General features: G+C 72.8%; 26 protein-coding genes, 1 tRNA gene and 1 pseudogene. 13 read left to right on the plus strand and 15 right to left on the minus strand.

Annotation, left to right across the window (positions count from 1 at the left end; translation table 11 throughout):
* The first annotated feature begins 279 nt into the window (after positions 1 to 279).
* The 5 genes from ispD (at position 280) to AB0I73_RS05630 (ending at position 5,992) form a co-directional block, all read left to right on the plus strand.
* Entirely contained in the window at positions 280 to 1,056 is a 777-nt protein-coding gene (gene ispD, locus AB0I73_RS05610; protein WP_363034082.1) for a 2-C-methyl-D-erythritol 4-phosphate cytidylyltransferase, read from the plus strand.
* A complete protein-coding gene (ispF, locus tag AB0I73_RS05615; protein ID WP_363034084.1) occupies positions 1,046 to 1,543 on the plus strand; it encodes a 2-C-methyl-D-erythritol 2,4-cyclodiphosphate synthase in 498 nt (165 codons plus the stop codon). Before ispD ends, ispF begins: the two co-directional genes overlap by 11 nt.
* A 75-nt stretch (positions 1,544 to 1,618) precedes the next feature.
* Positions 1,619 to 3,025, plus strand: a complete 1,407-nt coding sequence (gene cysS, locus AB0I73_RS05620; protein ID WP_109379277.1) for a cysteine--tRNA ligase — start codon at positions 1,619 to 1,621, stop codon at positions 3,023 to 3,025.
* Between the two features lie 188 nt (positions 3,026 to 3,213).
* Positions 3,214 to 4,155 (plus strand): 23S rRNA (guanosine(2251)-2'-O)-methyltransferase RlmB, encoded by a 942-nt coding sequence (rlmB, locus tag AB0I73_RS05625; protein ID WP_109379278.1) that lies wholly within the window; start codon positions 3,214 to 3,216, stop codon positions 4,153 to 4,155.
* Positions 4,156 to 4,273: 118 nt separating this feature from the next.
* Positions 4,274 to 5,992 (plus strand): DoxX family membrane protein, encoded by a 1,719-nt coding sequence (locus tag AB0I73_RS05630; RefSeq protein WP_363034087.1) that lies wholly within the window; start codon positions 4,274 to 4,276, stop codon positions 5,990 to 5,992.
* A 92-nt stretch (positions 5,993 to 6,084) separates the two neighbouring features.
* Here the strand turns inward: AB0I73_RS05630 and AB0I73_RS05635 are convergent, their stop codons facing one another.
* From AB0I73_RS05635 to AB0I73_RS05650, 4 genes are all read right to left on the minus strand, one after another.
* Positions 6,085 to 6,816: a nucleotidyltransferase family protein gene (locus tag AB0I73_RS05635; RefSeq protein WP_363034089.1), complete on the minus strand. Its 732-nt coding sequence runs from the start codon at positions 6,814 to 6,816 to the stop codon at positions 6,085 to 6,087.
* A 98-nt stretch (positions 6,817 to 6,914) separates the two neighbouring features.
* Positions 6,915 to 7,385, minus strand: coding sequence for a hypothetical protein (locus tag AB0I73_RS05640; protein ID WP_363034091.1), 471 nt, complete (start codon positions 7,383 to 7,385; stop codon positions 6,915 to 6,917).
* A 234-nt stretch (positions 7,386 to 7,619) separates the two neighbouring features.
* Positions 7,620 to 8,708, minus strand: coding sequence for a sn-glycerol-3-phosphate ABC transporter ATP-binding protein UgpC (gene ugpC / locus AB0I73_RS05645; RefSeq protein WP_109379281.1), 1,089 nt, complete (start codon positions 8,706 to 8,708; stop codon positions 7,620 to 7,622).
* Positions 8,709 to 8,906: 198 nt separating this feature from the next.
* A complete protein-coding gene (locus tag AB0I73_RS05650) occupies positions 8,907 to 9,905 on the minus strand; it encodes a WYL domain-containing protein (protein ID WP_363034093.1) in 999 nt (332 codons plus the stop codon).
* A 136-nt stretch (positions 9,906 to 10,041) separates the two neighbouring features.
* Between AB0I73_RS05650 and AB0I73_RS05655 the strand changes: the two genes are divergently transcribed.
* From AB0I73_RS05655 to AB0I73_RS05670, 4 genes are all read left to right on the plus strand, one after another.
* A complete protein-coding gene (locus AB0I73_RS05655) occupies positions 10,042 to 10,452 on the plus strand; it encodes a DUF3224 domain-containing protein (protein ID WP_363034095.1) in 411 nt (136 codons plus the stop codon).
* 87 nt (positions 10,453 to 10,539) lie between these two features.
* Positions 10,540 to 10,613, plus strand: a tRNA-Thr gene (locus tag AB0I73_RS05660).
* A 354-nt stretch (positions 10,614 to 10,967) separates the two neighbouring features.
* Positions 10,968 to 11,279, plus strand: a complete 312-nt coding sequence (locus AB0I73_RS05665) for a hypothetical protein (RefSeq protein WP_363034097.1) — start codon at positions 10,968 to 10,970, stop codon at positions 11,277 to 11,279.
* A gap of 177 nt (positions 11,280 to 11,456) precedes the next feature.
* Complete coding sequence (locus AB0I73_RS05670) at positions 11,457 to 12,194, plus strand: DUF4328 domain-containing protein (RefSeq protein WP_363034099.1); 738 nt, start codon at positions 11,457 to 11,459, stop codon at positions 12,192 to 12,194.
* 28 nt (positions 12,195 to 12,222) lie between these two features.
* On the opposite strand, the pseudogene AB0I73_RS05675 reads toward AB0I73_RS05670, so the two are convergent.
* From AB0I73_RS05675 to AB0I73_RS05690, 4 genes and pseudogenes are all read right to left on the minus strand, one after another.
* Positions 12,223 to 12,522: pseudogene (locus AB0I73_RS05675) on the minus strand (hypothetical protein); the annotation flags it as partial.
* A complete protein-coding gene (locus AB0I73_RS05680; RefSeq protein WP_363034101.1) occupies positions 12,507 to 13,484 on the minus strand; it encodes an aminoglycoside phosphotransferase family protein in 978 nt (325 codons plus the stop codon). The gene AB0I73_RS05680 and the pseudogene AB0I73_RS05675, both read right to left, overlap by 16 nt.
* 22 nt (positions 13,485 to 13,506) lie before the next feature.
* Positions 13,507 to 14,481 carry a zinc-binding dehydrogenase gene (locus AB0I73_RS05685; RefSeq protein ID WP_363034103.1) on the minus strand — a complete coding sequence of 325 codons (975 nt, stop codon included), beginning with the start codon at positions 14,479 to 14,481 and terminating at the stop codon, positions 13,507 to 13,509.
* Positions 14,482 to 14,532: 51 nt separating this feature from the next.
* A complete protein-coding gene (locus AB0I73_RS05690; protein ID WP_363034105.1) occupies positions 14,533 to 15,693 on the minus strand; it encodes an NAD(P)-binding protein in 1,161 nt (386 codons plus the stop codon).
* A 158-nt stretch (positions 15,694 to 15,851) separates the two neighbouring features.
* Here AB0I73_RS05690 and AB0I73_RS05695 point away from each other — a divergent pair, with 158 nt between their 5' ends.
* Complete coding sequence (locus AB0I73_RS05695) at positions 15,852 to 16,547, plus strand: pentapeptide repeat-containing protein (RefSeq protein ID WP_363034107.1); 696 nt, start codon at positions 15,852 to 15,854, stop codon at positions 16,545 to 16,547.
* Positions 16,548 to 16,596: 49 nt separating this feature from the next.
* Here the strand turns inward: AB0I73_RS05695 and AB0I73_RS05700 are convergent, their stop codons facing one another.
* Both AB0I73_RS05700 and AB0I73_RS05705 read right to left on the minus strand, forming a co-directional pair.
* The gene (locus AB0I73_RS05700) at positions 16,597 to 17,097 is read right to left on the minus strand and encodes a hypothetical protein (RefSeq protein ID WP_363034109.1); all 501 of its coding nucleotides are present in this window, start codon (positions 17,095 to 17,097) and stop codon (positions 16,597 to 16,599) included.
* 183 nt (positions 17,098 to 17,280) lie between these two features.
* Positions 17,281 to 17,856, minus strand: coding sequence for a TerD family protein (locus AB0I73_RS05705; RefSeq protein ID WP_109379289.1), 576 nt, complete (start codon positions 17,854 to 17,856; stop codon positions 17,281 to 17,283).
* 188 nt (positions 17,857 to 18,044) lie between these two features.
* On the opposite strand from AB0I73_RS05705, the gene arfB reads away from it, so the two are divergent.
* On the plus strand, positions 18,045 to 18,482 hold the full coding sequence (gene arfB / locus AB0I73_RS05710; RefSeq protein WP_363034112.1) for an alternative ribosome rescue aminoacyl-tRNA hydrolase ArfB: 438 nt from the start codon (positions 18,045 to 18,047) through the stop codon (positions 18,480 to 18,482).
* Between the two features lie 31 nt (positions 18,483 to 18,513).
* Here arfB and AB0I73_RS05715 read toward each other — a convergent pair whose 3' ends face one another.
* Together AB0I73_RS05715 and AB0I73_RS05720 are read right to left on the minus strand one after the other, a co-directional pair.
* Positions 18,514 to 18,987, minus strand: coding sequence for a GNAT family N-acetyltransferase (locus AB0I73_RS05715; RefSeq protein ID WP_363034114.1), 474 nt, complete (start codon positions 18,985 to 18,987; stop codon positions 18,514 to 18,516).
* Between the two features lie 71 nt (positions 18,988 to 19,058).
* Positions 19,059 to 19,550 carry a flavin reductase family protein gene (locus tag AB0I73_RS05720; protein ID WP_363034284.1) on the minus strand — a complete coding sequence of 164 codons (492 nt, stop codon included), beginning with the start codon at positions 19,548 to 19,550 and terminating at the stop codon, positions 19,059 to 19,061.
* Between the two features lie 470 nt (positions 19,551 to 20,020).
* Here AB0I73_RS05720 and cdgB point away from each other — a divergent pair, with 470 nt between their 5' ends.
* Both cdgB and AB0I73_RS05730 read left to right on the plus strand, forming a co-directional pair.
* Entirely contained in the window at positions 20,021 to 21,721 is a 1,701-nt protein-coding gene (gene cdgB / locus AB0I73_RS05725; protein WP_363034116.1) for a diguanylate cyclase CdgB, read from the plus strand.
* Between the two features lie 115 nt (positions 21,722 to 21,836).
* A complete protein-coding gene (locus AB0I73_RS05730) occupies positions 21,837 to 22,778 on the plus strand; it encodes a carbohydrate-binding protein (protein WP_363034117.1) in 942 nt (313 codons plus the stop codon).
* Between the two features lie 54 nt (positions 22,779 to 22,832).
* On the opposite strand, the gene AB0I73_RS05735 is transcribed toward AB0I73_RS05730, so the two are convergent.
* From AB0I73_RS05735 to AB0I73_RS05745, 3 genes are all read right to left on the minus strand, one after another.
* Positions 22,833 to 23,762 carry a 1-phosphofructokinase family hexose kinase gene (locus AB0I73_RS05735; RefSeq protein ID WP_363034119.1) on the minus strand — a complete coding sequence of 310 codons (930 nt, stop codon included), beginning with the start codon at positions 23,760 to 23,762 and terminating at the stop codon, positions 22,833 to 22,835.
* Positions 23,763 to 23,902: 140 nt separating this feature from the next.
* Positions 23,903 to 25,099, minus strand: a complete 1,197-nt coding sequence (nagA, locus tag AB0I73_RS05740; RefSeq protein WP_363034121.1) for an N-acetylglucosamine-6-phosphate deacetylase — start codon at positions 25,097 to 25,099, stop codon at positions 23,903 to 23,905.
* Positions 25,099 to 26,073, minus strand: coding sequence for an ROK family protein (locus AB0I73_RS05745; RefSeq protein ID WP_363034123.1), 975 nt, complete (start codon positions 26,071 to 26,073; stop codon positions 25,099 to 25,101). The genes nagA and AB0I73_RS05745 overlap by 1 nt, the downstream gene beginning before the upstream one ends.
* Positions 26,074 to 26,175 lie beyond the last annotated feature (102 nt).

The following is a 26,175-nucleotide window of genomic DNA, read 5'->3' on the forward strand; positions in this document are numbered from 1 at the left end:
CACCCCTGCGCCGTGCACGCCCGCTCCGTACGCCCCTGCGCCGCACCCCGCAGCGCTTCCCGGCGCGTGCGCCGCGCCGGGAAAGTGTCACCACGCGTGTCCCCGCCCCTGGCGTGCGGGTCCGGGCGGCCGGCCCGACCAGAGTCACGGAAGGGGCTGGTCAGGGCGGTACGCCCGGCACTCCCCCCACTCCGGGAGCAGGGGCTACGCCCAGGCCATACCCACCCAGGCCCTGTCGTCAAACTCCCCGGGCCGAGCACACCAACCTGACAGGAACCGATGTCTGACGATCCGCTCCTTCCGCCGACGCCGAACCCCGCATCCGGCCGTACGACCGCCCGTACGGCGGCCGTGATCCCGGCCGCCGGCCGGGGCGTGCGCCTCGGGCCGGGAGCCCCCAAGGCGCTCCGCGCGCTGGGCGGCACGCCCATGCTCATCCACGCGGTCCGCGCGATGGCCGCGTCCCGCGCCGTCTCCCTGGTCGTCGTCGTGGCCCCGCCCGAGGGCGCCGCGGAGGTCAGGACGCTGCTCGACGCGTACGCGCTGCCCGACCGCACCGACTTCGTCGTCGTCCCCGGCGGGGAGACCCGCCAGGAGTCGGTGAAGCTCGGCCTCGACGCCCTGCCACCCGGCTTCGACATCGTCCTGGTGCACGACGCGGCCCGCCCGCTCGTCCCCGTGGACACCGTGGACGCCGTCGTCGCGGCCGTCCGCGACGGCGCCCCCGCCGTGGTCCCGGCGCTGCCGCTGGCCGACACCGTCAAGCAGGTCGAACCGGCCGCCACCCCCGGCGAGCCGGAGCCCGTGGTCGCCACTCCCGACCGGTCCCTGCTGCGGGCCGTGCAGACCCCGCAGGGCTTCGACCGGACCACCCTGGTGCACGCGCACGAGACGGTGACCGACGACGTCACCGACGACGCGAGCATGGTCGAGCAGCTCGGCCGGACCGTCGTCACCGTCCCCGGCCACGAGGAGGCCTTCAAGGTCACCCGTCCCCTGGACCTCGTCCTCGCGGAGGCGGTCCTGGCCCGCAGGAGGCTCAACGATGGCTTCTGAACCCCTGCCGGTGCTCCCGCGGGTCGGCATCGGCACCGACATCCACGCCTTCGAGGACGGCCGGGAACTGTGGTGCGCCGGCCTCAAGTGGGAGGGCCAGGGCCCCGGGCTCGCCGGGCACTCCGACGCCGACGTCGTGGCGCACGCCGCCTGCAACGCCCTGTTCTCCGCCGCCGGCCTCGGTGACCTGGGGCAGCACTTCGGCACCGGGCGGCCCGAGTGGTCCGGCGCCTCCGGTGTGACCCTGCTGACCGAGGCCGCGCGGATCGTGCGGGCGGCCGGCTTCCGGATCGGCAACGTCGCGGTGCAGGTGGTGGGGGACCGGCCCAAGATCGGCAAGCGCCGGGACGAGGCCCAGAAGATCCTCACCGAGGCCGCCGGCGCACCGGTGTCGGTCTCCGGCGCCACCACCGACGGACTCGGGTTCCCCGGCCGCGGCGAAGGGCTGATGGCCGTCGCCACCGCCCTCGTCGTCCCCACCGGCTGACGACACGGGCAGGGAGGACGACACGGGCCGGGAAAGGGGCGCGAGGCACCGTCCCGGGCCGACTACCCTGGAGGGGTGACTATTCGCCTGTACGACACCAGCGCCCGGCAGATCCGTGACTTCACCCCGCTCCAGCCGGGTTGCGTCTCGATCTACCTGTGCGGTGCCACCGTCCAGGCGGCGCCGCACATCGGGCACATCCGCTCGGGGCTGAACTTCGACATCATGCGCCGCTGGTTCGAGTACCGCGGCCTGAAGGTGACGTTCATCCGCAACGTCACGGACATCGACGACAAGATCATCGCGAAGTCCGCGGAGCAGAACCGCCCCTGGTGGGCCATCGGCTACGAGAACGAGCGCGCCTTCACCGACGGCTACCAGGTCCTCGGCTGCCTCCCCCCGACCTACGAACCGCGTGCCACCGGCCACATCACCGAGATGGTCGAGATGATGCGCGGCCTCATCGAGCGCGGCCACGCCTACGAGGCCGACGGCAACGTCTACTTCGCCGTCACCTCGTTCCCCGAGTACCTGGGACTGTCCAACCAGGAGCTCGACAACCTGCTCCAGCCGTCCGGTGAGGGCGAGACCGGCAAGCGCGACCCGCGCGACTTCGCCATGTGGAAGGCGGCCAAGCCCGGCGAGCCGAGCTGGGAGACACCGTGGGGCCGCGGGCGTCCCGGCTGGCACCTGGAGTGCTCGGCGATGGCCCACAAGTACCTCGGCACCGCCTTCGACATCCACGGCGGCGGCCTCGACCTGATCTTCCCGCACCACGAGAACGAGATCGCCCAGGCCAAGGCCTACGGCGACGAGTTCGCCCGGTACTGGGTGCACAACGCCTGGGTCACCATGAGCGGCGAGAAGATGTCGAAGTCGCTCGGCAACAGCGTCCTGGTCTCCGAGATGGTCAAGCGCTGGCGGCCCATCGTGCTCCGCTACTACCTCGGCACCCCGCACTACCGCTCGATGATCGAGTACAGCGAGGACGCCCTGCGCGAGGCCGAGTCCGCGTTCGCGCGGATCGAGGGCTTCATCCAGCGGGTGGGCGAGCTGACCGGCACGCCCGGCGCCGTCGAGCCGGCCACCGAGGTGCCGCCCGCCTTCGCCGAGGCCATGGACGACGACCTCGGCGTACCGCAGGCCCTGGCGGTGGTGCACACCACCGTCCGGCAGGGCAATAGCGCGCTGGCCGCCGACGACAAGGAAGCGGCCGTCGCCCGCCTCGCCGAGGTGCGCGCCATGCTCGCGGTCCTCGGCCTGGACCCCCTCGACGCGCACTGGGCCGGCGACGGCGACCGCGGCGAGGAGCTGAGCGGCGTCGTCGACACCCTCGTCCGCATGGTCCTCGACCAGCGCGAGGCCGCCCGCGCCCGCAAGGACTGGTCCACCGCGGACGCCATCCGGGACCAGCTCGGCCAGTCCGGACTGGTCATCGAGGACAGCCCGCAGGGACCGCGCTGGAGCCTCGGCCCGCGCTGAGGCAGGAGGGGGCGCCTCCTGAAATCTCCCGGAACCTCCGGGTTCCCCAAGATCGGGTTGTGCCGTCCGGGCCTCCGGGCGGCACACTTCACAGACGTAACACACACGCACGCGTGGGTACCTGCGGACGGACGCACATGAGCACGCACGCAGGCACGCACGGACGACTTCACGGAGACGGGTACATCATGGCCGCGAACAACCGCCGCATGTCCGGCAAGAAGGGCGCGCAGGTCGGCAGCGGCGGCCAGCGGCGCCGGGGCCTGGAGGGCAAGGGGCCCACGCCCCCCGCCGAGATGCGCAAGGGGCACGCCAAGCAGCGCGCCGCCCAGGCGAAGGCACGCCGTGCCGCCGGACGCGCCCCGCAGCGGCGCGGCGGCGGCCGCTCGACCTCCGAACTCGTCGTCGGACGCAACCCCGTCGTCGAGGCGCTGCGCGAGGGCGTACCCGCCTCCACGCTGTACGTCCAGCAGTTCATCGACAACGACGAGCGGGTGCGCGAGGCGCTCCAGCTCGCGGCCGAGCGCGGCGGCATCAACCTCATGGAGGCCCCCCGCCCCGAACTCGACCGGATGACCAACGGACTGAACCACCAGGGCCTGGTCCTCCAGGTCCCGCCGTACGAGTACGCGCACCCGGAGGACCTCGTCGCGGGCGCCCACGACGAGGGCCGGGACCCGCTGATCGTCGCCCTCGACGGAGTCACCGACCCGCGCAACCTCGGCGCCGTCGTCCGTTCCGTCTCCGCCTTCGGCGGCCACGGCGTCGTCGTCCCCGAGCGGCGGGCCGCCGGGATGACCGCCGGTGCCTGGAAGACGTCCGCCGGTACGGCCGCCCGCACGCCCGTCGCCCGCGCCACCAACCTGACGCGCGCCCTGGAGGCGTACAAGAAGGCGGGGATCGTGGTCGTCGGGCTGGCCGCCGACGGGGAGTCCGAGATCGGCGAACTGGACGCGCTGGCGGGCCCGGTCGTGATCGTCGTCGGCAGCGAGGGCAAGGGGCTGTCCCGACTGGTCGGTGAGACCTGCGACTTCCGGGTGCGGATCCCGATGCCGGGCGGCGCCGAGTCGCTCAACGCCGGTGTGGCGGCGGGAGTCGTGCTGTACGAGGCGGCACGCCGCCGCGCCTGAACGGGTGTTCGACGCCATCACCCACACGGGGTATTCCGGGTGGTCCGGACAAGCTTGACGCGGTCCGGACACATCCGGCGCGTCAAAGCAGTGTCCTATCACCACGTCACTCGGTTAGATGAGTGTGGACACCAGAACACCCCGCACACCCACGGGGGACCGCTCGTCGGGACTCGACGACGCTCCCGCGCTGAGCATGGTGAAGGTGCCGAGCGATCCGGCGCAGGTCATCGTCAATCACGCCAGCTTCCGCGTGCAGCTGGGCGCCTCGACGCGACGCGCCCGATCCCCGCGGATCGCACGGCACTTCAGCGTCGCCCAGGGCGCGCCCCGCATCCCCGTCGTCACCACCATGGGCGCCCCGGGCGGGACCGCGCCCCGGCGGCGCCCCGTCGTCTGGAGCGGTCGCTCCGCCCCCGACGACGCCGGTGCGCACCGGCTTCTCCAGGCAGTGCGCCACGAAGGCGTCCGGCACGCCGACGAACCGCTCACCGACGCCGGAGCGACCCGGGTCATCCCCCGCGTCGGCGAGGGGTACGGCTACGCCGACGACCCGGCCGCCACCCAGCCCATCGAAGTGCCCGTCATCGGCCCCCAGCGCACCCACGGCGGCGCGCCGCCCCTGCTGCCCCCCATGCGCCCCGTCGGCAGCGCCTACGACGAACCGGCCTACGGCGGTTACGGGGACTACGGCTACGACGAGCACGGCTACGACGAACAGGGCCACGACACCGGCGAGTTCGAGGGCGCCGGTGGCCACCGGGCCGCCGACCGGAAATCCGGCGGCCGCCGGGCCAGGCGCCAAGGCGACGACCCGGCCCGGCACGCCTACTACCCCGGCCGCCGGATGAACCTCGGCGTCGTCCTGCTCCCGCTGCGCGTCTTCCTCGGCTTCATCTCCATCTACGCCGGCATGGGCAAACTCTGCGACCCCGTCTACTTCGACGGCGGCGAACGCGGCTCCATGGTGACGTGGCTGAACACCCTGCACCCCTGGGAAGTCGCCCAGCCGCTCCAGCAGTTCGCCCTCGAGCACCCCGTCGGCGCCGGACTCGTCATCGCCTTCCTCCAGGTCGTCGTAGGCGTCCTGACCGTCCTCGGCTGCTGGCAGCGGGTCGCCGCCGTCGTCGGCGCCGTGCTCTCCGCCGCACTGCTGGTCACCGTCAGTTGGAAGAGCGCCCCCGCCTACGACGCGCCCGACATCATCTACCTCGCCGCCTGGTCCCCGCTGGTCATCGCCGGCGCCCCCGTCTACTCCGTCGACGGCCGCCTCGCCGCCCGCGCCTGGCGCCGCCTCGGCCCCCGTTCCGACCTGTGGGACCTGCGCCGCTACGTACTGCGCCGCGGCGCCCTCGTCACCGTCGTCGTCTGCGGGCTCACCCTGCTCGTCGGCTCGCTGCTCGGCGGTGCCGTGCGCGACGCCGACCGCGTGGTCGTCCCCGGGCCCGGCGAGGCCCCGCGCAACGAACTGCCCGGCTCCCCGCTCCCGAAGAAGCCCGACAGGAGCAGGCAGGGGACCCCGTCCGCCTCCACCTCGCCCAGCCGGAGCGCCTCCTCCGGAACGACCGGCCCGTCCGCCGGCACCACCAGCCCCGGCGCGACCCGGGACACCGGCGGTGCCGTCACCGGCGCGCCCAGCCAGACCCGGGGCACCACCGGTGAGGCCCCGCCCCAGCAGTCCTCCCCGGTCGAGCAGGCCCCGAGCACCAGCTCCGGCCCCACCTCCGGCGGCAGCACCACGGGCGGCGTCGACGACGGTGTCCCGAGCGACGGCGGCGGGGACGAGGCCCCGGCCCCCGAGCAGCCCGGCCGGCTCGTGGGCGGCCTCCTCGGGTAGCCCGTCCGCGTGTTGACGACGACGGGGTCCCGCACGTCACCGTGCGGGACCCCGTCGTCGTGTCCGGACGGCGGTCGTGTCCGGGTGCCGGGTCAGCGGTTCTGGGAGGCCAGTTCCTTCGCCGCCTCGGTCAGGTCCTTCGCGGTGTCGATCGCCCGCCAGTAGGAACCCTGCGGGATCGGGAACCCGGCCAGCCGACGCTCACGGGCCAGCCGCGGGAACGTCGTGCGCTCGTGGTCACCGCGCTCCGGCAACAGGTCGGCGAACCCGGGGGAGAAGACGTACACACCCGCGTTGATCTCGAACGTCGACGGCGGGGCCTCGATGAAGTCGGTGATGTGGCCGAACCCGTCGGTCTGCACGGCACCCCACGGAAGGCGCGGGCGGGCCAGGGCGAGGGTCGCGACGGCGTCCCGCTCGGTGTGGAAGTCGGCCATGTCGCGCAGCGAGAAACGGGTCCAGATGTCGCCGTTCGTGGCGTACCAGGGCCGGTCCGGGTGCGGGAGGCGGGCGGCGGCGTACTTCAGACCGCCGCCGCGGCCGAGCGGCTCCGTCTCGACGACGGTGGTGACGGAGAGGGACAGATCGGCGGTCTCCAGCCACTTCTGCAGCACCTCGGCGAGATGGCCGCAGGAGACCACCACGTCCGTGACGCCCTCCTCGGCGAGCCAGGAGAGCTGATGGCCGATGATCGGGGTCCCCGTACCGGGAATCTCGACCATCGGCTTGGGCCGGTCGTCGGTGTACGGACGAAGCCGGGAACCTTGGCCGCCGGCCAGGACGACGGCTTGCACGGGCCGCGACGCGGCGCTCGGATCGGTCATGAGCGCACTGTACGTGGCAGCCGGGGGACCGGACGGGCCGGGCGGCAGGCCCTCCGGCGGGCCGTGGCGTGGGCCGTGGTGGGGCCCCTGGGACGGGTTCAGCGGTGGGCGGTGAGCACCCCCGACGCGAAGGAGGTGTCGCAGACCGGACGGGCGAAGGACTGGGCCCTGGCGGGGCCGTACATCCGGACCGCTGCCTTGCCCAGCGCACGGGCGATCGACGCGCAGTGCCGCGCCAGCGACGGGCGGTCGTTCACCGCCTGCTGGAGGTGGGTGAGGGCGACGCCCGGGTCCTCCCTCTGCGACTCGACCAGGAGCGTGTCCCGCAGCACCTCGTGCGGGGCACGCGCGGCGGCACGCGAGGAGGCGCCGGCCGAGGACGCGCCGGGCACAGCCGTGTCGGCGGCGGCGAGCACCGGACCCGAAGGGCTCCCCGACCAGTTGACCCGGGCGACCGCGAGGGTTCCGGAGAACACCAGGACGACGGGCAGGACGAAGGCGAGGGTGCGGCCGACCCGGCGGGCGGGGCCCCGGCGGCTTCGCGTCTGAGGCGTAGTGGAGTGCTTCACGCGTGTGAGGGTAGCGTCCAGTGATGACATGGAGACATTCAGTCACTGGTTCGGGTGACATGGGCGGGACGTTTTCTGGGTAACGCGTTGACGCACGCTGCTCGAAACGCGCTGAATGTCAGGGTGTTCGTCGACGACGCAGACGCACGGAGGAGGGCCCCGCAGCGGTCTGCGGGGCCCTCTTCATCAAGTCGAGTGAATCACCCGGTGTGGTGCGACGGTTCGGTCGTGGCCTCAGTCGGACAGGCGCGCCCCGGACGACGTCGAGAACACGTGGGTCTCACCGGACTGCGGCACGACGTGCAGGGTGCTGCCCTTCTCCGGCACGTTGCGGCCGCCGACGCGGACGACGAGGTCCTTGGCCTCACCGCCGACCTGGGCGGTGCCGTACACGTACGCGTCGGAGCCCAGCTCCTCGACCACGTTGACGGTGACCGCGAGGCCCTGGTCGGACTCGGCACCGGCCACGTCGAAGTGCTCGGGGCGGACGCCGACGGTGACGGTCTTGTCGGTGGCGGCGGCCAGCGCGTCGCGGTCCACGGGGACCACCGAGTTGCCGAACTTCACGCCGCCGTCCGTGATGGGCACCTCGACGAGGTTCATCGCGGGGGAGCCGATGAAGCCGGCCACGAAGAGGTTGGCGGGCTTGTCGTACATGGTGCGCGGGGTGTCGACCTGCTGGAGCAGACCGTCCTTGAGGACCGCCACCCGGTCGCCCATGGTGAGGGCCTCGACCTGGTCGTGGGTCACGTACACCGTGGTGATGCCGAGACGGCGCTGCAGGCTCGCGATCTGCGTACGGGTGGAGACGCGGAGCTTGGCGTCCAGGTTGGACAGCGGCTCGTCCATCAGGAACACCTGCGGCTCACGCACGATGGCGCGGCCCATGGCGACCCGCTGACGCTGACCACCGGAGAGCGCCTTCGGCTTGCGGTCCAGGTACTCCGTCAGGTCGAGGATCTTCGCGGCCTCCTCGACCTTCTGCCGGATCTCCGCCTTGTTGACACCGGCGATCTTGAGCGCGAAGCCCATGTTGTCGGCGACCGTCATGTGCGGGTACAGGGCGTAGTTCTGGAACACCATGGCGATGTCCCGGTCCTTCGGCGGCAGGTGCGTGACGTCGCGCTCACCGATGCGGATCGCTCCGGCGTTCACGTCCTCGAGCCCGGCGAGCATGCGGAGCGAGGTGGACTTGCCGCAGCCGGACGGGCCGACGAGTACGAGGAACTCCCCGTCCTCGATGTCGATCTCGAGCGCGTCCACGGCGGGCTTGGTCGAACCGGGGTAGATCCGGGTCGCCTTGTCGAACGTGACAGTGGCCATGGTGAATGGGCCCCCTTCTACCGGCAGGAACGTGCCGGACGATCCGAGTAGGAAGGCGGTGCCACGACGGGATGTTCCGTTGTGGTTCCGAGTGGTGCAGTCCACGGAAGCGAACTGGCACAGGACGGTACCGGCGTTCACCTGATCTGTCAGTACCCGAAGTCTCATGAACTTCGCGGAAACCTTCGCCGGCCGGTGTCACCGCTCGGCCGCGTAGCGCTCGGCGAGGACCGTCACGGCCCCCGCGACCGCCTGCCGCAGCCCCGGCGGACCGAGCACCTCCGCCTCGGTGCCGAGCCGGAGCAGATCGCCGACGGCGACCGCCTCCGACTCGACGGACAGCTCCACCTCGACCCGTCCCGCGCCGTCCGGCGGCCCCGCGTCCCGCAGCGCCCGCGCGCCCGCCGCCCCGAACTGCATCGGCAGCAGCTTCTGCCCGCGGGGCGAGAGCCGCAGCCGCGCGGTGTCCTGCCGCAGCGCCCCCTCCAGCCGCCGGGAGGACTCCGCCCAGTACGCGGCGAGAGCGAACCCGGTGGGACGGGTGAACAGGTCGCCCGTCTCCTCCACCACCTGGAAACGCGACACCCGGTAGGTGCGCACGGTGTCCTCGGAGTTCTCGGAGGTCTCGGACAGCGCCACGAGGTACCAGATGCCGCCCTTCAGCACGAGCCCCAGGGGGCGGACCTCCCGGTGTACCTCGCCCCGCCAGCGCCGGTAACGGGTGCTCAGCACCCGCCGCTCCCACACCGCCCCGGCGATCCGTTCCAGGTGCGGCACCGGGTCCGCGTCGCGGAACCAGGCGGGGGCGTCCAGGTGGAACCGCTCACGCACCCGCCGGGCCTGATCCGCGAGTGCGCCGGGCAGGGCGGCCTCCACCTTCAGCTGGGCACTCGCCAGCACGGCCCCCAGGCCGAGGTCCCCGGCCGGTCCCGGCAGTCCGGCCAGGAACAGCGAGCCGGCCTCCGCGTCCGTCAGCCCGGTCAGCCGGGTGCGGTACCCCTCCATCAGGCTGTAGCCGCCCTCCGGCCCGCGCTCGCCACGGACCGGCACCCCGGACGCGCCGAGCGCCTCGATGTCCCGGTACACGGTGCGCACCGACACCTCCAGTTCCGCCGCGAGTTCGGGGGCGGTCATCAGACCGCGGTTCTGCAGCAGCAGGAGCAGGGAGAGAAGCCGGTCGGCACGCACGGGAGGCATTCTCCCGCGCCTCGGGCGTACCTGACAGGAGATGTCAGGTACGCCTCCCATGATGGTCGTGCCGGCGCGGGACGGTCCTCGCCGGCAGCACGACCGGACGACACGACCGGACGACACGACCGAAGGGGAACCATCCATGCCCACCACCCGGACCACCGGCCACTTCACCTTCGCCGACTGGAAGGAGGTCCCCGTAGGCCCGGAGGACACCCGCCCCCGGCTCGCACACGCCACCGTCACCAACGCCTTCACGGGCGGCATCGAGGCCGAGTCCACGACCTGCGACTACGCGATCTCCTATCTGACCGGCACGACCGGCTCCTTCGCGGGAATGGAACTCGTCCGCGGCCGCGTCGACGGGCATCAGGGCAGCTTCGTCCTCGAGGAGCGCGGGCGCTTCGACCCCGACGGGACCGTCCACTGCTCCTTCGAGGTCGTCGAGGGGTCGGGCACCGGCGAACTGGCCGGGCTGCGCGGCACCGGCGAGTTCACCTACCGGCACGGGGAGACGAAGGTGCCGTACACCTTCGCGTACGGTCTGGAGTGAGCGGGCCGGGCCCGCCGCCCCCAAGTGCGTGGCTCGGCGATTGCCGGTCTGTGTACAGTGGACCAGCCTTCGCGCGTTCCGCGCGGCGCCTCCTTAGCTCAGATGGCCAGAGCAACGCACTTGTAATGCGTAGGTCGTCGGTTCGAATCCGACAGGGGGCTCTCCTGAAAACCCCAGGTCAGTCCGTTCTGACCTGGGATTTTTCGTTCAGAGGACGCGGCGCCGACGGCGGGCGCGGGCGGCGCGGCCGCCGCCGGGTCCGGTTCTGGTCTCGGCAGGGGGTTCCGGACGGGGCGTGAAGGGGTCTCCCGTGCGGCGCATCGCGTCCTTCGAGAGGAGGGGCCGGCCCTTCACGTCGGGTGAAGTGCAGGTGCTCTCCGCCGCTCGCGGTCCGGGTCCGGGAGGGGGCGGGAACGGCCGGGCGCGTCCGCGGAAGCGCGTGGACGCGGGCTGCGGCGGGTGTCATGATCACGTCGGTGCCCGGCGGAGGTCCGGCGCGCCGGGAGGGGGGAACCATGCGGCTTTATCTCGCCATACCTTCCGTGGTGGTGGCGTTGCTCCTCACTGCTTCGGGCGTGGCGGCGATCACTCGCGGCTGGGTGCTCCCCTGGAACCGGCGTCACGTCCGCCGCGTTCGCCTCTACGGCTGGGGCCAGTTGGTGGCCGCCTTCGGCCTGTGCTGCCAGGTGGTCTTCGGGCTGGTGATCGGCGGCATCGGCGTCCGGCAGTCGGGGGCCTTGACGGGCAGCGGGCTTCTGCTGACCGGTCTCATCGTGATGATGGTGAGCCAGCGCGGAAGTAATCGGCAGGGCAGCGGCACGCCCTGAACGGGTCGACCCAAGTCACGTGCCGATCCCAGGGGTCAAAGAGGGGTCGACGGGCCGGGGCAGCTGCGCTGCGGGGCCCGGGAACTGCTTGGACGGTGGCGGACAGCCTGACATAGCGTCCTGTCCGGCCCGCCGGTCGGCGGGCGTTCCGCTGCCCATGGGGGGGCTTGCTCAGTCATGTCCGACACTTCGCAGAACGCATTCGATCCGCCTCCGGCGGCCACCGGACACCTTCCGTCGTACGTCGCGCCGTTCCGGTCGCCGAGGGGGCTTGCGACGGCGCTCACCGTACTCTTCGGCCTCACTGTCGGGGTGGACCTGCTCGCCGTTGCCTCGGATGCCCATGTGTGGCGGCTGACGGACGAGATGGCGGGCGGTGGGTTCGTCGAGGACGCCGATCTGACGCGGGCCGACGCCCTCCAGGTCGTGGGAGGCGTGCTGCAAGTGACGCTCCTGGTGGCGACGGCCGTGGTCTTCATCATCTGGTTCCACCGGGTGCGCAGGAACGCCGACTTCTTCGCGCTCGACTCCTGTGAGATGAAGAGCGGCTGGGCCATCGGGGCCTGGTTCGTACCGATCGGCAATCTGTGGCTGCCGCGCAAGGTCGCGGGCGAGGTGTGGGACGCCAGCATCGACTGGGAGTCCGAGGCGCGCCGCCCGTCCCACACCCCGATGAACGTCTGGTGGGCGCTGTTCGTGGCGACGTGGTTGGTCGGCCGGGCCGCGAGCTCGGCCTATGAGGACGCCGTCAGCGCGGCGGAGTTGAAGCAGGCCGTGGAGAGGATGATGGTCTCCGACGCCCTCGACGCGGTGGCAGCGGTCTTCGCGCTCCTCTTCGTACGGAAGCTGACCCGCATGCAACTCGACAAGGCGACCGCGCGTCAGGAGCAGATCCCGCCGCAGCCCCGACCGTAGTCCTGACGGGTCGGGCGAGGCCGGGTGCCGCGGTGAGGACCTGCACGGTGATCCAGCCGCCGAAGACGACGGCGGCGAGGAAACCGGCGCCCCCGAGGACGACGTTCACCGCGGTGCGGGAGACGGCCGGTCTCGCGGCGACCGTCTCGGGCTCGGCCGGCTCGACGGCGCAGCCGGTGACGACCCGCCCGTCCGGCAGGACGGCGCTCGCCACGGCCGGGACCGTGCCCGGCCGCACCGGAACGACCGGCGCCGGGGCGACGGCGGGTGGTACCGGGGTGGGCCGGTGCACCTCCACGGCCCGCGGCGTGGTCACCCCGTCGCGCAGTCGCTTCGCCCGCTCGGCGGTCCCGGTGCCGGTGTGGTGGGTGCGCACCGGGAGGGACGACGGCGCAGGCGGTGGGCGATCTCGAGTTCGCGGGGGGTCGGAGGGCGGCCGTCCTCGATGTGCCACAGGCAGTTCTGGAGCAGGCGGGCGTAGGTCCAGGCGCGGGCCCGGTCGCGGTCCAGGCCGAGGACGTCGGTCATGGCGTCGAAGCGCCAGGCGGTGTCGGCGGTGTTGCCGGGGTCGTCGGGATCGTCGGCGTCGAAGCGGTTGGCCAGGGCGGGCCAGAGGTCGAAGCCGGGGTCGCCCGCCAGGGGCTTGGGGTCGATGGCGAGCCAGGGGGCGCGGTCGGCGGCCAGGACGTTGTCGTAGTGCAGGTCCCAGTGCAGGAGGCGGTCGCCCGGTTCGTCCGCCACCTCCCGCAGGGCCGCGGCGCAGTCGGCGACGGTGCGGCGGACGGCCGGGTCCGGGGTACGGCTCAGGGCCCCGGGTGTCCGCTCCAGCAGGGCGTGCGCGATGTCGCCGAGGTGGCGCAGGCCCGCCGGGGCGGGGGTGCCGGTGAGGTGCGCCAGGAGGCGGGCGACGACCAGGACGGCCTCGCGGACGTCGGGCAGGCGGGCCAGTGTCCGGGCGGGGTCGAGGCGTTCCAGGAGCAGGGTGCCGGTGGACGTGTCGTGGTCCAGCAGGCGGACGGCTCCGTCGCCGTCCCAGGCGCGCAGGGCGACGGGTTCGCCTTCGGTCTCCTCGTCCAGGATCTGGAGCTTCAGTACGGCCGGTGTGCCGTCCGCGCGGTCGACGGGGAGGACCAGGGCGCTCACGCCGTGCATCGGCGCGCCGGTGACCCGCAGGTCCCAGTGTTCCAGGAAGGCGGCGGCCAGCCCGGGCAGCCCGGAGACGAAGGCGCGGCCCGCCGCGCCGTTGAACTTCTCCTGTGCCGCCGCGAGTTCCTCGGGTACGTGGATCACGGTGGGCACGATAGTGCGGCGCTCACGGTTCCAGGACGACTTTTCCGGTCGTGCCCCGGCTCTCCAGGGCGCGGTGGGCGGTGGCGGCTTCGGCGAGGGGGAAGCGGTGGACGGCGGGGGTGAGCCGGCCTTCGGCGGCTTCGGTGAGGGCGCGCAGTTCGAGGGTGCGCACGGGGTCGGCGCCGCCGGCCCTGCGCATCATCTCGGGGCCGAGGACGTTGAGGGAGACGCCGTCGACGAGGTGGGGGTCGGTGCTGTCGAGGCCCTGGGAGGACCAGCCGAAGACGATGTGGCGGCCGCCGGGGGCGAGGAGGGCGACCGCCGCGCGGGCGGTGTCGCCGCCGACGCCGTCGTAGACGAGGGTGACGCCGCCCTGGTGGGCGGAGAGCCGCTCGGGCCAGGCGGGGTCGGTGTAGTCGACGGCGAGGTCGGCGCCGTTCGCGGCCACGCGGGCGGTCTTCCCGGGGCCGCTGGCGAGGCCGATGACGGTGGCGCCGGCGTTCTTGGCGTACTGGACGAGGAGGGTGCCGATGCCGCCGGCCGCGGCGGGGACGAGGACCACGTCGCCGGGTCCGGGCTCGGCGAACTGCACGATGCCCATGACCGTGCGGCCGGTTCCGATCATGGCGACGGCCTGGGCGAAGTCGAGGCGCTCGGGGATCTCGTGGAGGCGGTCGGCGTCGGTGACGGCGAGTTCCGCGTAGCCTCCGGGGGCGAAGCCGAGGTGGGCGACGACGCGCCTGCCGAGCCGGTCGGCCGGCGTGCCGTCGCCCAGGGCGTCGACCACTCCGGCGACTTCACGGCCGGGAATGGTGGGCAGGGCAGTCGGGGCGGGCGCGGGTCCCTGGTGTCCCTGCCGTAGCGCGGTGTCCAGGAGGTGGACTCCGGCGGCCCGGACGGCGATACGGACCTGGCCGGGGCCGGGTCGCGGGTCCGCGACCCGTTCGTGGACGAGGTTCTCGGCCGGGCCGAAGGCGTGCAGGCGGACGGCGTACATGAGGCCCCCAGGGGTGTGATGCGGCTTCGACAGCGCCCCCACTGTTCAACCTCAAGCTCGCTTGAGGTCAAGCTCGTGATGCCCCAGGGCGAGGGAGACGGCTGTGAGGGCGCTGGTGAAGGAGACCTCGGAGAGCACACCGGGGGCGGCGACCTGGTCGCCGGCGAGGTAGACGCCGTCGCCGCGGTCGACGGCGGGCCGGTCGCGCCAGCTGGTGCCCGGCAGGTCGACGGCGCCGGTGCGTCCGGCCGCCACCGCCTCCCGCCGCCAGGTGACGCGCTCCCGCCAGCCGTCGAAGGCGAGGTCCAGGAGTTCTTCGGCGCGGGCGGTGCCGTGGGACTTGGACTCGTGCGGGGCGATGGGGACCTGGCCCTGGACGAGCTGTTCGCCGGCGGGGGCGAGGGTGGGGTCCTGGGCGGTGAACCGTTCCAGCCAGCCGGTCGCGTCCAGGTCGGACACGACGAACGCGTCGCCGCGCCGGGTGCGCAGGGCGAGGTCGATGAGGACGGTGCGGCCGCTCGGCCAGGTCAGGGTGGGGTCGCCGAGGAGCCGGCGGGCGGCGTCCAGGGAGGTGGCGACGACGACCGGGGCGTCGGTGGGGAGGGTGTCGACGCGGGACAGGGTCTCCACGCGGACGCCCAGGTTCCAGGCGTGGGCGGCCATCCGGTCGATGAGGCTGCCCCAGCCGCCGCGCGGGTAGTGGGCCTCCGGGGGCAGTGTGGTGGCGCGGCGCAGGCGTTCCTGCACGTAGGCGGCGGACAGCGAGCCGGGGTCGTGGTGGAAGAGGGCGACGGCGCAGTAGTGGGCGGCGGCCCGTGCGCCCTCCTCGCCCGCGATGCCGGTCGCCCAGGTGTGGAAGTCGGTGTCGACGGGTGCGTGGGCGTGGCTGCGGCGCAGCAGCTTCAGCATGGCGAGGGGCGGGGTGCGGCGCAGTGCGCCCCGGTGGCGGAGGCGGAAGCGGGTGGCTTCCAGGGGCGGGAGGGGAGCGAGGGGGCCGATGAGGCCGCGTTGCCGGAGCCAGGGCCAGTGCGGGCCGCCGCTGTAGAGGGCGTGGGGTCCTTCGTTGGTCCGGTAGGGGCCCTCGGCGGTGCGGGCCCGGCCGCCGAGGGTGTGGTGGGCCTCGTGGAGGGTGACTTCGGCGCCGGCCTCGGCGGCGGTGATGGCCGCGGTCAGTCCGGCGAAGCCGCCGCCGATGACGGTGATGCGGTGCATGGCTGGGGTCTCCCTCGGTCGGGGTCGCGCCTGCTGGATCGGGGATCGGGGTGGATCAGGTGGTTCGTGGCTACGACGGCCCAGGGCCCCGGGATGTGACATGTGCGGGGTTCTCGCAGGTCAGGGGGATTGTCAGTGGTGGGGTGCAGGATGGGCGCATGGCGAGGAGAGCGGTGGGTGGTGCGGGGGCGGTGCGCGGTGCGGGGGTGAGGGGAGCGCGGCGGCCGGAGCTGCGGCTGCCGGTGCTGGAGAGGTACGAGGGGGGTGGTCTGGAGCCGGACGGGGACTACGACGGGCTGGAGTTCCGGGAGGTGGACCTCTCGGGGGAGGACGGCGCGGGGGCCCGGTTCATGGACTGCGCGGTGACGGGGTGCGCGCTGGACGAGACCCGGCTGTCCCGGGCCAGGGTGCTGGACTCCGTCCTCGCCGAGGTGCGGGGGGTGGGCACGGACCTCGCCGGGGCGACCCTGCGCGACGTCGAGCTGACGGACGCGCGTCTCGGGGGGACACAGCTGCACGGGGCGGGGCTGGAGCGGGTCCTGGTCCGGGGCGGGAAGATCGACTTCCTGAACCTGCGGTCCGCGCGGCTCAGGGACGTCGTCTTCGAGGGCTGTGTCCTGGTCGAGCCGGACTTCGGCGGGGCGAGGCTGGAGCGGGTGGAGTTCGTGGACTGCGCGCTGAAGGGCGCGGATCTCAGCGGGGCCACCCTGACGGACGTCGATCTGCGCGGTGCCGCTTCGCTGGAGATCGCCCGGGGTGTGGACAGGCTGGCGGGAGCGGTGATCAGTACGGGGCAACTGCTGGATCTGGCACCGGTGCTGGCGGGGGAGCTGGGGATCCGGGTGGAGGGCTGAGCCGACGGGGAGGGAGCCGACGGGGAAGGGCCGGAGGGGGCGCGGTGGGTCACTCCAGGCGGGGGTAGCGGGCCTGGAGGGTCCAGACGGCCGGGTTCTCGCCGAGGTCCTCGTGCAGGTCGGTCAGGTCGGCGAGCAGGTCGTGCAGGAAGTCGCGGGCCTCGCGGCGGAGTTCGGTGTGGGAGAACGTCAGGGGCGGTTCCGACGCCGGCAGCCACTCGGCCTCGATGTCCACCCATCCGAAGCGGCGCTCGAAGAGCAGCCGGTCGGTGGATTCGGTGAAGTCCAGCTCCGCCCACTGGGGGCGGGAGGCGCGGGAGCCCGCCGGATCCCGGTCGATCCGTTCCACGATGTCGCACAGCGCCCATGCGAAGTCGAGCACCGGCACCCACCCCCAGGTGGTGGACAGTTCCCGGTCCGCCTCGGTGTCGGCGAGGTAGACGTCGCCGCAGAAGAGGTCGTGGCGCAGGGCGTGGACGTCCGCGCGGCGGTAGTCGGTCTGCGGGGGGTCGGGGAAACGGTTGGAGAGGGCGTAGCCGATGTCGAGCACGGAGGTGATGGTGTCACGACGGACGAGGTGCCCCGCCCGACGGCCCCCGGGCGGGGGCCGCCCGTGTGCCGGCGCCCCCGCTCAGGACGTGCCGGAGCCCCCGGCCGGTGTGCCTCGCGCTGCGCGGTGCGGTGCGCGATGTGCCGGGCGGCCGGGGGCTCCGAGAGGGCTGCGGGGCGTCCGTCAGACGTTCACACCGAAGTCCTGGGCGATGCCCGTCAGGCCCGACGCGTAGCCCTGGCCGACGGCGCGGAACTTCCACTCGGCGCCGTTGCGGTACAGCTCGCCGAAGACCATGGCGGTCTCGGTGGCCGCGTCCTCCGACAGGTCGTAGCGGGCGATCTCGGTGCCGCCGGCCTGGTTGACGATGCGGATGTAGGCGTTGCGCACCTGGCCGAAGTTCTGCGAGCGGTTCTCGGCGTCGTAGATCGAGACCGGGAAGACGATCTTGTCGATGTCGGCGGGCAGGGCGGCGAGGTTGACGTTGATGGCCTCGTCGTCGCCGGCGCCCTCACCGGTGCGGTTGTCGCCGGTGTGGACGATGGTGTTGTCCGGGGTCTGCTTGTTGTTGAAGAAGACGAAGTGACTGTCGGAGTAGACCTTGCCCTGCGGGTTGACCGCGATCGCGGAGGCGTCGAGGTCGAAGTCCGTGCCGGTGGTGGTGCGGACGTCCCAGCCGAGACCCACGGTGACGGCGGACAGGCCCGGAGCCTCCTTGGTGAGCGAGACGTTGCCACCCTTGGACAGGCTTACAGCCATTGTTGGGAGTCCCTTCCCTCGTGTACGTACGGCTACGAAGCTACAGCTACCCCCTTGAACGCGAGAGGGGGACGCGAGGTTCCAGGTCGCTTTACTTTCTTTACCGAGATGACCGGGGCGGCGGGGCGACCGGAGTGATCGGGGCGGCCGGGATAACCGGGTGACGTGGACCGGTCAGAGGCGGGAACATGTACGGCATGTCCGGTCCCTATGTCATCCGTGGCTCCGTCTCCCTGCCCGAGGCCGAGCTGATGTGGCGTTTCTCCAGGTCCTCGGGGCCGGGCGGGCAGCATGTGAACACCAGTGACTCGCAGGTGGAGCTCCGCTTCGACCTCGCCGCCACCGACGCGCTGCCCGAGGTGTGGAAGCAGCGGGCACTGGAACGGCTGGCGGGGCGGCTGTCCGGCGGCGTCGTCACCGTCCGCGCCTCCGAGCACCGCTCCCAGTGGCGCAACCGGGAGGCCGCCGCCGTGCGCCTCGCCGCGCTCCTCGCCGAGGCCACCGCGCCCCCGCCCAGGCCCCGCAAACCGACCCGCATCCCGCGCGGCGTCAACGAACGCCGACTGCGGGAGAAGAAGCAGCGCTCGGAGACGAAACGGGGACGCTCCGCGCGGGACTGGGGCTGACCCGCGGGACGGTGACCGGGGCCGTCGGCCGTCAGGCCAGGTCCAGTACCCCGACCGTCTCGCCCTCGACGACCTCCCCGTTCTTGCGGAAGCCCAGGCCGAGGTAGAAGCCCTCCGGGCCGTGCTCGCCGGGATGCCAGGTGACGTAGAGGTCCTTGCCGCCCCGGGCGCGGATCTCCGCGGCCACCGACTCCACGGCGAAGCGACCGTAGCCCTTGCCCTGTTCCTCAGCGGCGATGTTCAGCCGCCACAGGCCCGAACGGACGACGCTGCCGCCGTCCTCGTGCCAGTCGGTGTCGAGGAAGGCCATCAGGAAGCCGACCGCGCGGTCACCGTCCATGATCAGGCGGGGCCAGGCGGAGCCGGAGTGGACGTACGCCTCGGCAAGGGACTTCACGACCGGGGCGACCGCGAACTCCTGGTCGGGGCGGACGCGTATGCCGAGGGCGGCGTCGAAATTTCCCGGGGTGATCTCTTCGAGGCGGGGGTCTGTGGTTTTCGTCACCCGGGCAGGGTAGGCGCGCGATTTCCTTTCGGTGGAAGGAGTTTCCGGTCCGGAAAGAGCCCCGGGCGCGCTCAGGCCAGGTGGCGGTAGCGGCCTCGGAAGTAGGTCAGGGGGCCGCCGTCCGCGCTGGGCAGGTTCGCCGCGAGGACGCGGCCGATCACCAGGGTGTGGTCGCCGGCGGGCACCCGCTGCTCGGTGCGGCACTCCAGGGTCGCGAGGGCGCCGCCCACCAGTGGGGCCCCGCTGTGCTCGCCCCGTATGTACGGGATGTCGGCGAAGAGGAGGCGGTCGCTGATCCGGCCCTTCATCGCGAAGCGGCCCGCGATGTGCCGCTGGCTCTCGGACAGCACGGAGACCGACCACAGCGGTTGCTCGTCGAGCAGGTCGTCCATGCGGGAGCCCTCGCGCAGGCTGACCAGCACCAGGGGCGGGTCCAGGGACACCGACAGGAACGCCGTCGCCGTCATGCCCACGTCCTCGCCGGCCGGTGCCCGCGGGTCGTCCGGGTCCAGCGGCGGCTCCTGCGCGGTCACCAGGACCACACCGGCGGCCAGACGGGACATGGCGGCACGGAACTCGTCGTTGCTCACCCCCTCAGCATGCAGGGCGGCGGGCGGAGCGGCGGGCGCGGGCAGGGGCGGCAGGGGGGCGGGGGGCGAGGGGGGTACGGAAGTGTTCGGCACACCGGAAACGCTAATCTCCGCTCCGTACGCACCGCATCGGACCCCGGCCCGAGCAGGGACCTAGGACCAGCGGCGGAGTGGAGAGCGGGTCACGCACGGAGTGAGTCGGGGAAAACCTGTGAAAAGGGTGCAGAATTCGCACTCGACGCCTTCGGTGAATTCGCGGGGAAACCCCGGAAAGGCCTCCCAATTGTTCACGTTTGGTTGTGACTTGAGTCACAAGGGGAGGTAATTGTTGACCCTGTGTACCGAGTGGGCAGCGCGCTGTGATTCAGTGGCGGGGATACTGCCAGGACGATACGTCGATGAGATCGCTTGATCCGCCGCGAGGTCCCGGGGGGAGGGTGAGCATGGAGACCGATTCGGAGCCCTACGTCCGTCTTGCCTCCCTGCGGCAACTGCACCAGGCCATGGCCGCCATGAACACGGCCCGCAGTCTGGCCGACACCCTGCAGACCGTCGCCGACGGCGTGGTCGACGCCCTCGGCTACGAACTGGCCTGCGTCAACCTCGTGCGCCCCGACAACAACCTGGTCGTGGCCGCCTTCTCGGGCAACGCCGCCGCGGAGGCCCTCATCACCGGCCGGGTCGGCTCACGCGAGTCCTGGGAGCGCCGCCTCTCCATGGGCGAGGCCTGGGGCGACCTGATCTTCATACCGCACACCGAGGGCTGGGTCCTCGACGACGACGACGTCCCGCAGTGGTACACCGACGGCCCCGCCCCCCGCTTCGAGGACGAGTGGCACCCCTCCGACCGGCTCTTCGCCCCGATGCACGCGCCCGCCCCGCAGGGCGGAGGGGCCTGCGGCGAGCTGATCGGCGTGCTCTCCGTGGACCGCCCGCGCAACGGCCGGCTGCCCGGTGCCTGGGGCCGCGAAGCGCTCCAGATGTACGCCTTCCAGGCCGCCATCGCGATCAGCAACGCCCGGCTGCGCTCCAACATGCAGCGCGCCCTGGTCCGCCTGGAGCGCGAGCAACAGGCCCTGCGCGCCAGTGAGGAAAGCTTCCGGCAGGCCTTCGAGTACGCCCCTTCCGGCATGGCCGTCGCGGAGCTGGGCGGTGACCAGCACGGCCGCATCCTGCGCACCAACGACGCGCTGTGCCGACTGCTCGGCCGCCCCGCCTCCGCGATGCGCCGCTACTCCTTCTCCGACCTCGTGCACCCCGAGGACATCGGCACGCTGCTGCGGACCTCCGCCGAGGGCGGCCGCGCCGAACTGCGGCTGGCCCGCAGGGACGGCACCTACCTCTGGGTGTCCCTGCGCAACTCCGTCGTCGCCGACGCCGCCGACGGGCCGCGCTTCCTGCTCACCCACGTCGAGGACATCGAGGAGCGCAAGCGCCGCGAGCTGCACCTCGCCCACCGCGCCTCCCACGACTCCCTCACCGGCCTGCCGAACTCCGCCGAGCTGCGTGCCCGGCTCTCCGCCCGCCTGTGCCGGCAGCGCCCGCAGGGCGCACTGCCCGCCGCCGTCGCCGACTCCCTGGCCGCCTTCGAGTCCTTCGAACCCTTCGACTCCCAGGACGCCGCCCACGGCCCGCCCGCCTTCGACCGGGGCCACGACTTCGACTTCCCGCCCGAGGCCGGCACGTTCGAGGGCTACGACCATCATGTGCACGCCATCGCCCCCGACGAGGACCGCGACGACGGCGCCAAGGGCCTCGCCGTGCTCTTCTGCGACCTCGACGGCTTCAAGTCGATCAACGACCGGTTCGGGCACAACGCGGGTGACGCGGTCCTCATCGAGGTCGCCCGCCGGCTCAGCGACGCTGTCCGGGACGGCGACACCGTCGCCCGGCTCGGCGGCGACGAGTTCGTGATCCTCGCCAACGGGCTCGGCCGGGCCGACGCCCAGGACCTCGCCGTACGGCTGCGCAACGAGATCATCCAGCCCATCCGGGCCGAGGGGCGGGCCGTGCGGGTGGGCGCCAGCTTCGGCATCGGATGGGCACACTGCGGCATGACCGCGGACGAGGTGTTGAAATCCGCTGACGAACGGATGTACGTCGAGAAACGATCTCGTCCCAAACAGCACCGGCGCGCGGGATGAACCGCAGCTCAGTGAGTTGAGGCGGCCGGAGTCACCCGTTCGGGTCACCGGGTGGGGGTAGGCTCGCCTTTCTCACCTCGTACCGCAACCGATCCGCAGCTAGGAGCACCAAGGGATGACGCCCGGCAACAACGGCGCGAGCACGCCCGAGGACGACGACCCGTTCGGCTACCTCTACGCCGACGGGCAGGCCAACGGAGCCCAGCCGCCGTCCGGGGGCTACGGCTACCCGAACTCGGTCAACCGGGTGCGGCCGGTCGGAACCCGCCAGTACGGCCAGCAGGCACCCGCTCCGCAGGCACCGCCGCAGCAGGGCACCTACGGCCAGCCGGCCGCGCACTACGCGGCACCGGAGACACTGCCGGGCGGCTCCGGCGTCCAGCAGCCCCGCGGCGGGCACGGCGGCGGGGGCGGCCGGGGCCGCGGCCCGAACACCAGGGGCCTGCTCATCGGCGCCGTCGCGGTGGTCGCCGCGGTGGTCGTCGGCATCAGCGTGGCCATGCTCAGCGGCGACGACAAGGACGACAAGGGCGGCAACCAGGCGGACGCGAGCCCGACCCAGCCCCAGGAAAGCTCCGAGCCGAGCCCGTCGGCGAGCAGTGGCGGCGACGAGGAGGAAGCGGTCGAGCTGCCGACGATCGACGCGAAGGCACTCCGTCTGGGCGGCGAAGCGGCCCTGGCCTCGGACATCGAGGGTGCGCAGTCCGACGGCGGCATCTATGTGACGAACCTCAGCCAGCCGGGTTCCACGGTCACCTGGACGGTCGACGGCATTCCCAAGGACGGCACCTACACCGTCTTCGTCCGCTACAGCACCACCGACGATCCCCAGTCGATGACGCTCACCGTCAACGGCAAGGAGTTCGGCAGCAAGCTGAACATGGACAACTTCGCCCGTGCCAAGGACGGCGACTTCTCCAAGGGCTGGACCAAGACCTACGCCTGGCCCACCCTCAGCAAGGGCACCAACACGATCTCGGTCTCCTGTAACGACGGCGACAAGTGCAACGTCCTGCTGGACCAGCTGTGGCTGAAGGAAGGTCAGGTCAAGGAGTAGAGGGCGGACCGGTCTCACCCGACGGGCGGCCCAGGGGTGCCGGGAGGCCGGTTCCTAGGCCGCGCCGACCTCCCCTGTGATCGCCACCCGCCCGAGCAGCTCCTCGTAAGCTCCCCGGTCGAACTCGCCCGCAGCCGGCGCCAGGACCGTCGCCGCCGACAACGCGACCGCTCGGGCGAGGCGGTCCGGCCAGGGGAGGTCGGTGACCAGGCCCGAGAGCAGGCCCGCGACGGCCGAGTCGCCGGCGCCGGTCGGGTTGCCGTGCAGGGCGGTCGGCGGAGCCGCGCGCCAGTGGCCCTCCGGGGTCACCGCGAGCAGCCCCTGCGGGCCGAGGGAGGCGACCACCGCGCCGGCGCCGCGGCGGCGGGCGTCCCGGGTGGCGCGCGAGGGCTCGTGGGAGCCGGTGAGTTCGGCCAGTTCGTCGGCGTTGGGCTTGAGGATGTCGGGGCGGCCTGCGACCCCGCGGCGCAGGGCCGCCCCGCTGGTGTCGAGGAGGACGGGGACTCCGGCGGCGCGGGCGGTGCGGGCCAGCCCGGTGTAGGCGCCGACCGGGACGCCCGGGGGCAGACTGCCGCACAGGGCCACCGCCGAGACACCGGTCAGCAGGTCCTCGTAGACCTCCTGGAAGGCGTTCCACTCGGCGGCGGAGACGGTGGGGCCGGGCTCGTTGAGCTGGGTGGTGGCGCCGGAGCGTTCGTCGACCACGGCGACGGTGCGCCGGGTCGTGCCGGACACCGGGACCAGCGCGTCCACCAGGCCCGGTACGGGGATGAGCCGGTCCCGCAGGAGCCGTCCGGTGAGGCCGCCCGCGAAGCCGGTGACCGTCACCTCGTGGCCGAGGGCGGCGAGCACCCGGGCCACGTTGACGCCCTTGCCGCCGGGGCGTTCGGTCACCTCGGTGACCCGGTGGGAGGCGTGCGGGCGCAGGGCCGGTACGCGGTAGGTGATGTCGAGAGCGGTGTTCAGCGTGACCGTGAGGATCACCGGGCCGACCTCCCCCTTGGCTGCGCCTGCCGTCTGCCGTGCGTTCCGGGATTCCGGAACCCCGGAGTCCTGATCATGCCAAACAGACGGCGGCCGGCCCACCCCCGAGACCGTCCGCCGGCTCCTGACCGGCGGACGGATCAGCCCAGTCGGGGATCGACCACCCACTCGCCCCGGCGCATCACGCCCTTGAGGGTGAACTCCGCGTCGAGAACCACCAGGTCGGCGTCCTTGCCGGGTTCCAGGGAGCCGATCCTGTCGTCCATGCCCAGCAGCCGGGCCGGATTGGCGGACAGGGCCGCCACCGCGTGCTCGACGGGCAGTCCGTCGACGGTCACCGCGCGCTTCAGCGCACGGTCCAGGGTGAGCGTCGACCCCGCGATGGAGCCGCCCTCCACCAGGCGGGCCACGCCGTCCTCGACGTCCACCTCCAGCGGGCCGAGCATGTAGCGGCCGTCGCCGAAACCGGCCGCGTCCATCGCGTCGGTGATGAACGCCACCCGTCCGGGGCCCGCGTGACGGAACGCCAGCTGAAGGGCGGCCGGGTGCAGATGCGTACCGTCGTTGATCAGCTCGACCGTGACCCGCTCGTCCTCCAGGAGGGCGGTGACCGGGCCGGGGGCGCGGTGGCCGAGCGCCGGCATCGCGTTGAACAGGTGGGTGGCGACCGTGGCGCCCGCGTCGACGGCCGCCACGGTCTGCTCGTACGTCGCGTCGGTGTGGCCGACGGCCGCGATCACGCCGTGCTCGGCCAGCAGGCGTACGGAGTCGAGGCCGCCGGGCAGCTCGGTGGCGAGGGTGACCATCTTCGCGTGGCCGTGCGCCGCGTCGATCAGCTTGCGGACCTCCGCCGGGTCGGGGTCGCGCAGCAGCTCCTCGGAGTGCGCGCCCTTGCGGCACGGTGAGATGAACGGCCCCTCGAAGTGGACGCCGGCGATGTCGCCCTGCTCGGCCAGTTCCGCCAACAGGCCCGCGCGCCGGGCGAGGAAGTCCAGGTCATCGGTGACGGTCGAGGCGACCAGGGTGGTGGTGCCGTGCAGGCGGTGGGTGTGTATGCCCTTGAGGACGTCGTCGACCGTTCCGGAGGTGAAGGACGCGCCGCCGCCGCCGTGGTTGTGGAGGTCGACGAAGCCGGGGACCAGCCAGTGACCGGTCAGGTCGAGCGTCTCGGCGGCGTTCCCGGGGGCGTCGGAGGAGGTGCTCCCCGGAGTGCCGGAGGAGGCGTTCGCGGGGGCCGTGGCGAGGATGCGCGTGCCGTCGACGATCACGCGGCCGTCGTCCACGGTCCCGGTGGGCAGTACCACCCGGGCACCGGTGAGAACCTTCGTGGGGGCCATCAGGCGGTTACCTCCGAGGAGTCGTCCGAGGGGGCGGTGGCAGTGGCGGTGGCGGCGGTCTCGAGGAGATCCCAGGCGAGAAGTCCCGCGCCCAGGCATCCGGCGGTGTCCCCGAGGGCGGCCGGGACCAGGGACGGAAGTTTCTGGAAGGTGACCCGTCGCCGGACCGCCTCCCGCAGTGGTGCGAACAAGGTTTCCCCTGCCTCGGCCAGCCCGCCACCGATGATCAGAGTGCGCGGGTCCAGCAGGGTGAGCGCGGTGACCAGCCCGTCGGCGAGGGCGTCGACGGCCTCCTGCCAGACCTCTCTGGCCCGTGCGTCGCCGGACTCCACGGCTTTGGCGCAATCGGTCGCGTCCGCCCCCGGGTCGCCGCAGGCCGCCGCCCAGGCCTCGCCGACCGCCGCCGCGGACGCGAACCGCTCCAGGCAGCCGCGCTGACCGCACGGGCAGGGGGCGCCCCCGGGCCGTACGACGATGTGGCCGATCTCTCCGGCGAAGCCGTGCGCGCCCGCCTCCACCTGGCCGTCGATGCCGATGGCGCCCGCGATGCCGGTGCCCAGCGGGACGAACAGGAACCGGTCGGCGCCCCGGCCCGCCCCGACGCGGCCCTCGGCGAGCCCGCCGGTGCGGACGTCGTGGCCGAGGGCGACGGGGAGGCCGCCGAGCCGCTGGGCGAGCAGCGCGCGCAGCGGGACGTCGCGCCAGCCGAGGTTGGCGGAGTAGACGGCGACGCCCTCCGCCTCGTCGACGATGCCGGGGACGGCGAGGCCTGCGGCGGAGGCGGGCTCGCCGTAGTGCTCGACGCCGCGGGCGCGGAGTTCGGCGGCGAAGCCGAGGATGCCGGCGACGACCGCGTCCGGGCCGCGGTCCCGGCCGGTGGCGCGGCGGGCCCGGTGCAGCAGCTCGCCGTCCGCTCCGACCAGGGCGGCCTTCATCCCGGTGCCGCCCACATCGAGGGCGATGACGTGTTTCACGTGGAACAGTGTGGCCCCGGGACCCGCAAGAGGTCTAGTCCACTTACGTGGTGTAGACCTTATTCCGACTATCGGACTACCGGAAAACCTTCGAACGGATGG

Source organism: Streptomyces sp. NPDC050388, assembly GCF_040655635.1.
Lineage (GTDB): Bacteria > Actinomycetota > Actinomycetes > Streptomycetales > Streptomycetaceae > Streptomyces.

What these genes read in the sequence shown, in the direction of transcription:
- AB0I73_RS05685 (WP_363034103.1), bottom strand. Translation starts at nt 14,481, where the DNA reads ATGTACGCCGTCCGCCTGCACGCCTTCGGCCCGGCCGAGAACCTCGTC.
- AB0I73_RS05630 (WP_363034087.1), top strand. Translation starts at nt 4,274, where the DNA reads ATGAGTGTGGACACCAGAACACCCCGCACACCCACGGGGGACCGCTCG.
- cdgB (WP_363034116.1), top strand. Translation starts at nt 20,021, where the DNA reads ATGGAGACCGATTCGGAGCCCTACGTCCGTCTTGCCTCCCTGCGGCAA.
- nagA (WP_363034121.1), bottom strand. Translation starts at nt 25,099, where the DNA reads ATGGCCCCCACGAAGGTTCTCACCGGTGCCCGGGTGGTACTGCCCACC.
- AB0I73_RS05670 (WP_363034099.1), top strand. Translation starts at nt 11,457, where the DNA reads ATGTCCGACACTTCGCAGAACGCATTCGATCCGCCTCCGGCGGCCACC.
- AB0I73_RS05695 (WP_363034107.1), top strand. Translation starts at nt 15,852, where the DNA reads ATGGCGAGGAGAGCGGTGGGTGGTGCGGGGGCGGTGCGCGGTGCGGGG.
- arfB (WP_363034112.1), top strand. Translation starts at nt 18,045, where the DNA reads ATGTACGGCATGTCCGGTCCCTATGTCATCCGTGGCTCCGTCTCCCTG.
- rlmB (WP_109379278.1), top strand. Translation starts at nt 3,214, where the DNA reads ATGGCCGCGAACAACCGCCGCATGTCCGGCAAGAAGGGCGCGCAGGTC.
- AB0I73_RS05655 (WP_363034095.1), top strand. Translation starts at nt 10,042, where the DNA reads ATGCCCACCACCCGGACCACCGGCCACTTCACCTTCGCCGACTGGAAG.
- AB0I73_RS05665 (WP_363034097.1), top strand. Translation starts at nt 10,968, where the DNA reads ATGCGGCTTTATCTCGCCATACCTTCCGTGGTGGTGGCGTTGCTCCTC.
- ispD (WP_363034082.1), top strand. Translation starts at nt 280, where the DNA reads ATGTCTGACGATCCGCTCCTTCCGCCGACGCCGAACCCCGCATCCGGC.
- AB0I73_RS05720 (WP_363034284.1), bottom strand. Translation starts at nt 19,550, where the DNA reads ATGTCCCGTCTGGCCGCCGGTGTGGTCCTGGTGACCGCGCAGGAGCCG.
- AB0I73_RS05635 (WP_363034089.1), bottom strand. Translation starts at nt 6,816, where the DNA reads ATGACCGATCCGAGCGCCGCGTCGCGGCCCGTGCAAGCCGTCGTCCTG.
- AB0I73_RS05650 (WP_363034093.1), bottom strand. Translation starts at nt 9,905, where the DNA reads ATGCCTCCCGTGCGTGCCGACCGGCTTCTCTCCCTGCTCCTGCTGCTG.
- ispF (WP_363034084.1), top strand. Translation starts at nt 1,046, where the DNA reads ATGGCTTCTGAACCCCTGCCGGTGCTCCCGCGGGTCGGCATCGGCACC.
- AB0I73_RS05690 (WP_363034105.1), bottom strand. Translation starts at nt 15,693, where the DNA reads ATGCACCGCATCACCGTCATCGGCGGCGGCTTCGCCGGACTGACCGCG.
- AB0I73_RS05705 (WP_109379289.1), bottom strand. Translation starts at nt 17,856, where the DNA reads ATGGCTGTAAGCCTGTCCAAGGGTGGCAACGTCTCGCTCACCAAGGAG.
- AB0I73_RS05730 (WP_363034117.1), top strand. Translation starts at nt 21,837, where the DNA reads ATGACGCCCGGCAACAACGGCGCGAGCACGCCCGAGGACGACGACCCG.
- ugpC (WP_109379281.1), bottom strand. Translation starts at nt 8,708, where the DNA reads ATGGCCACTGTCACGTTCGACAAGGCGACCCGGATCTACCCCGGTTCG.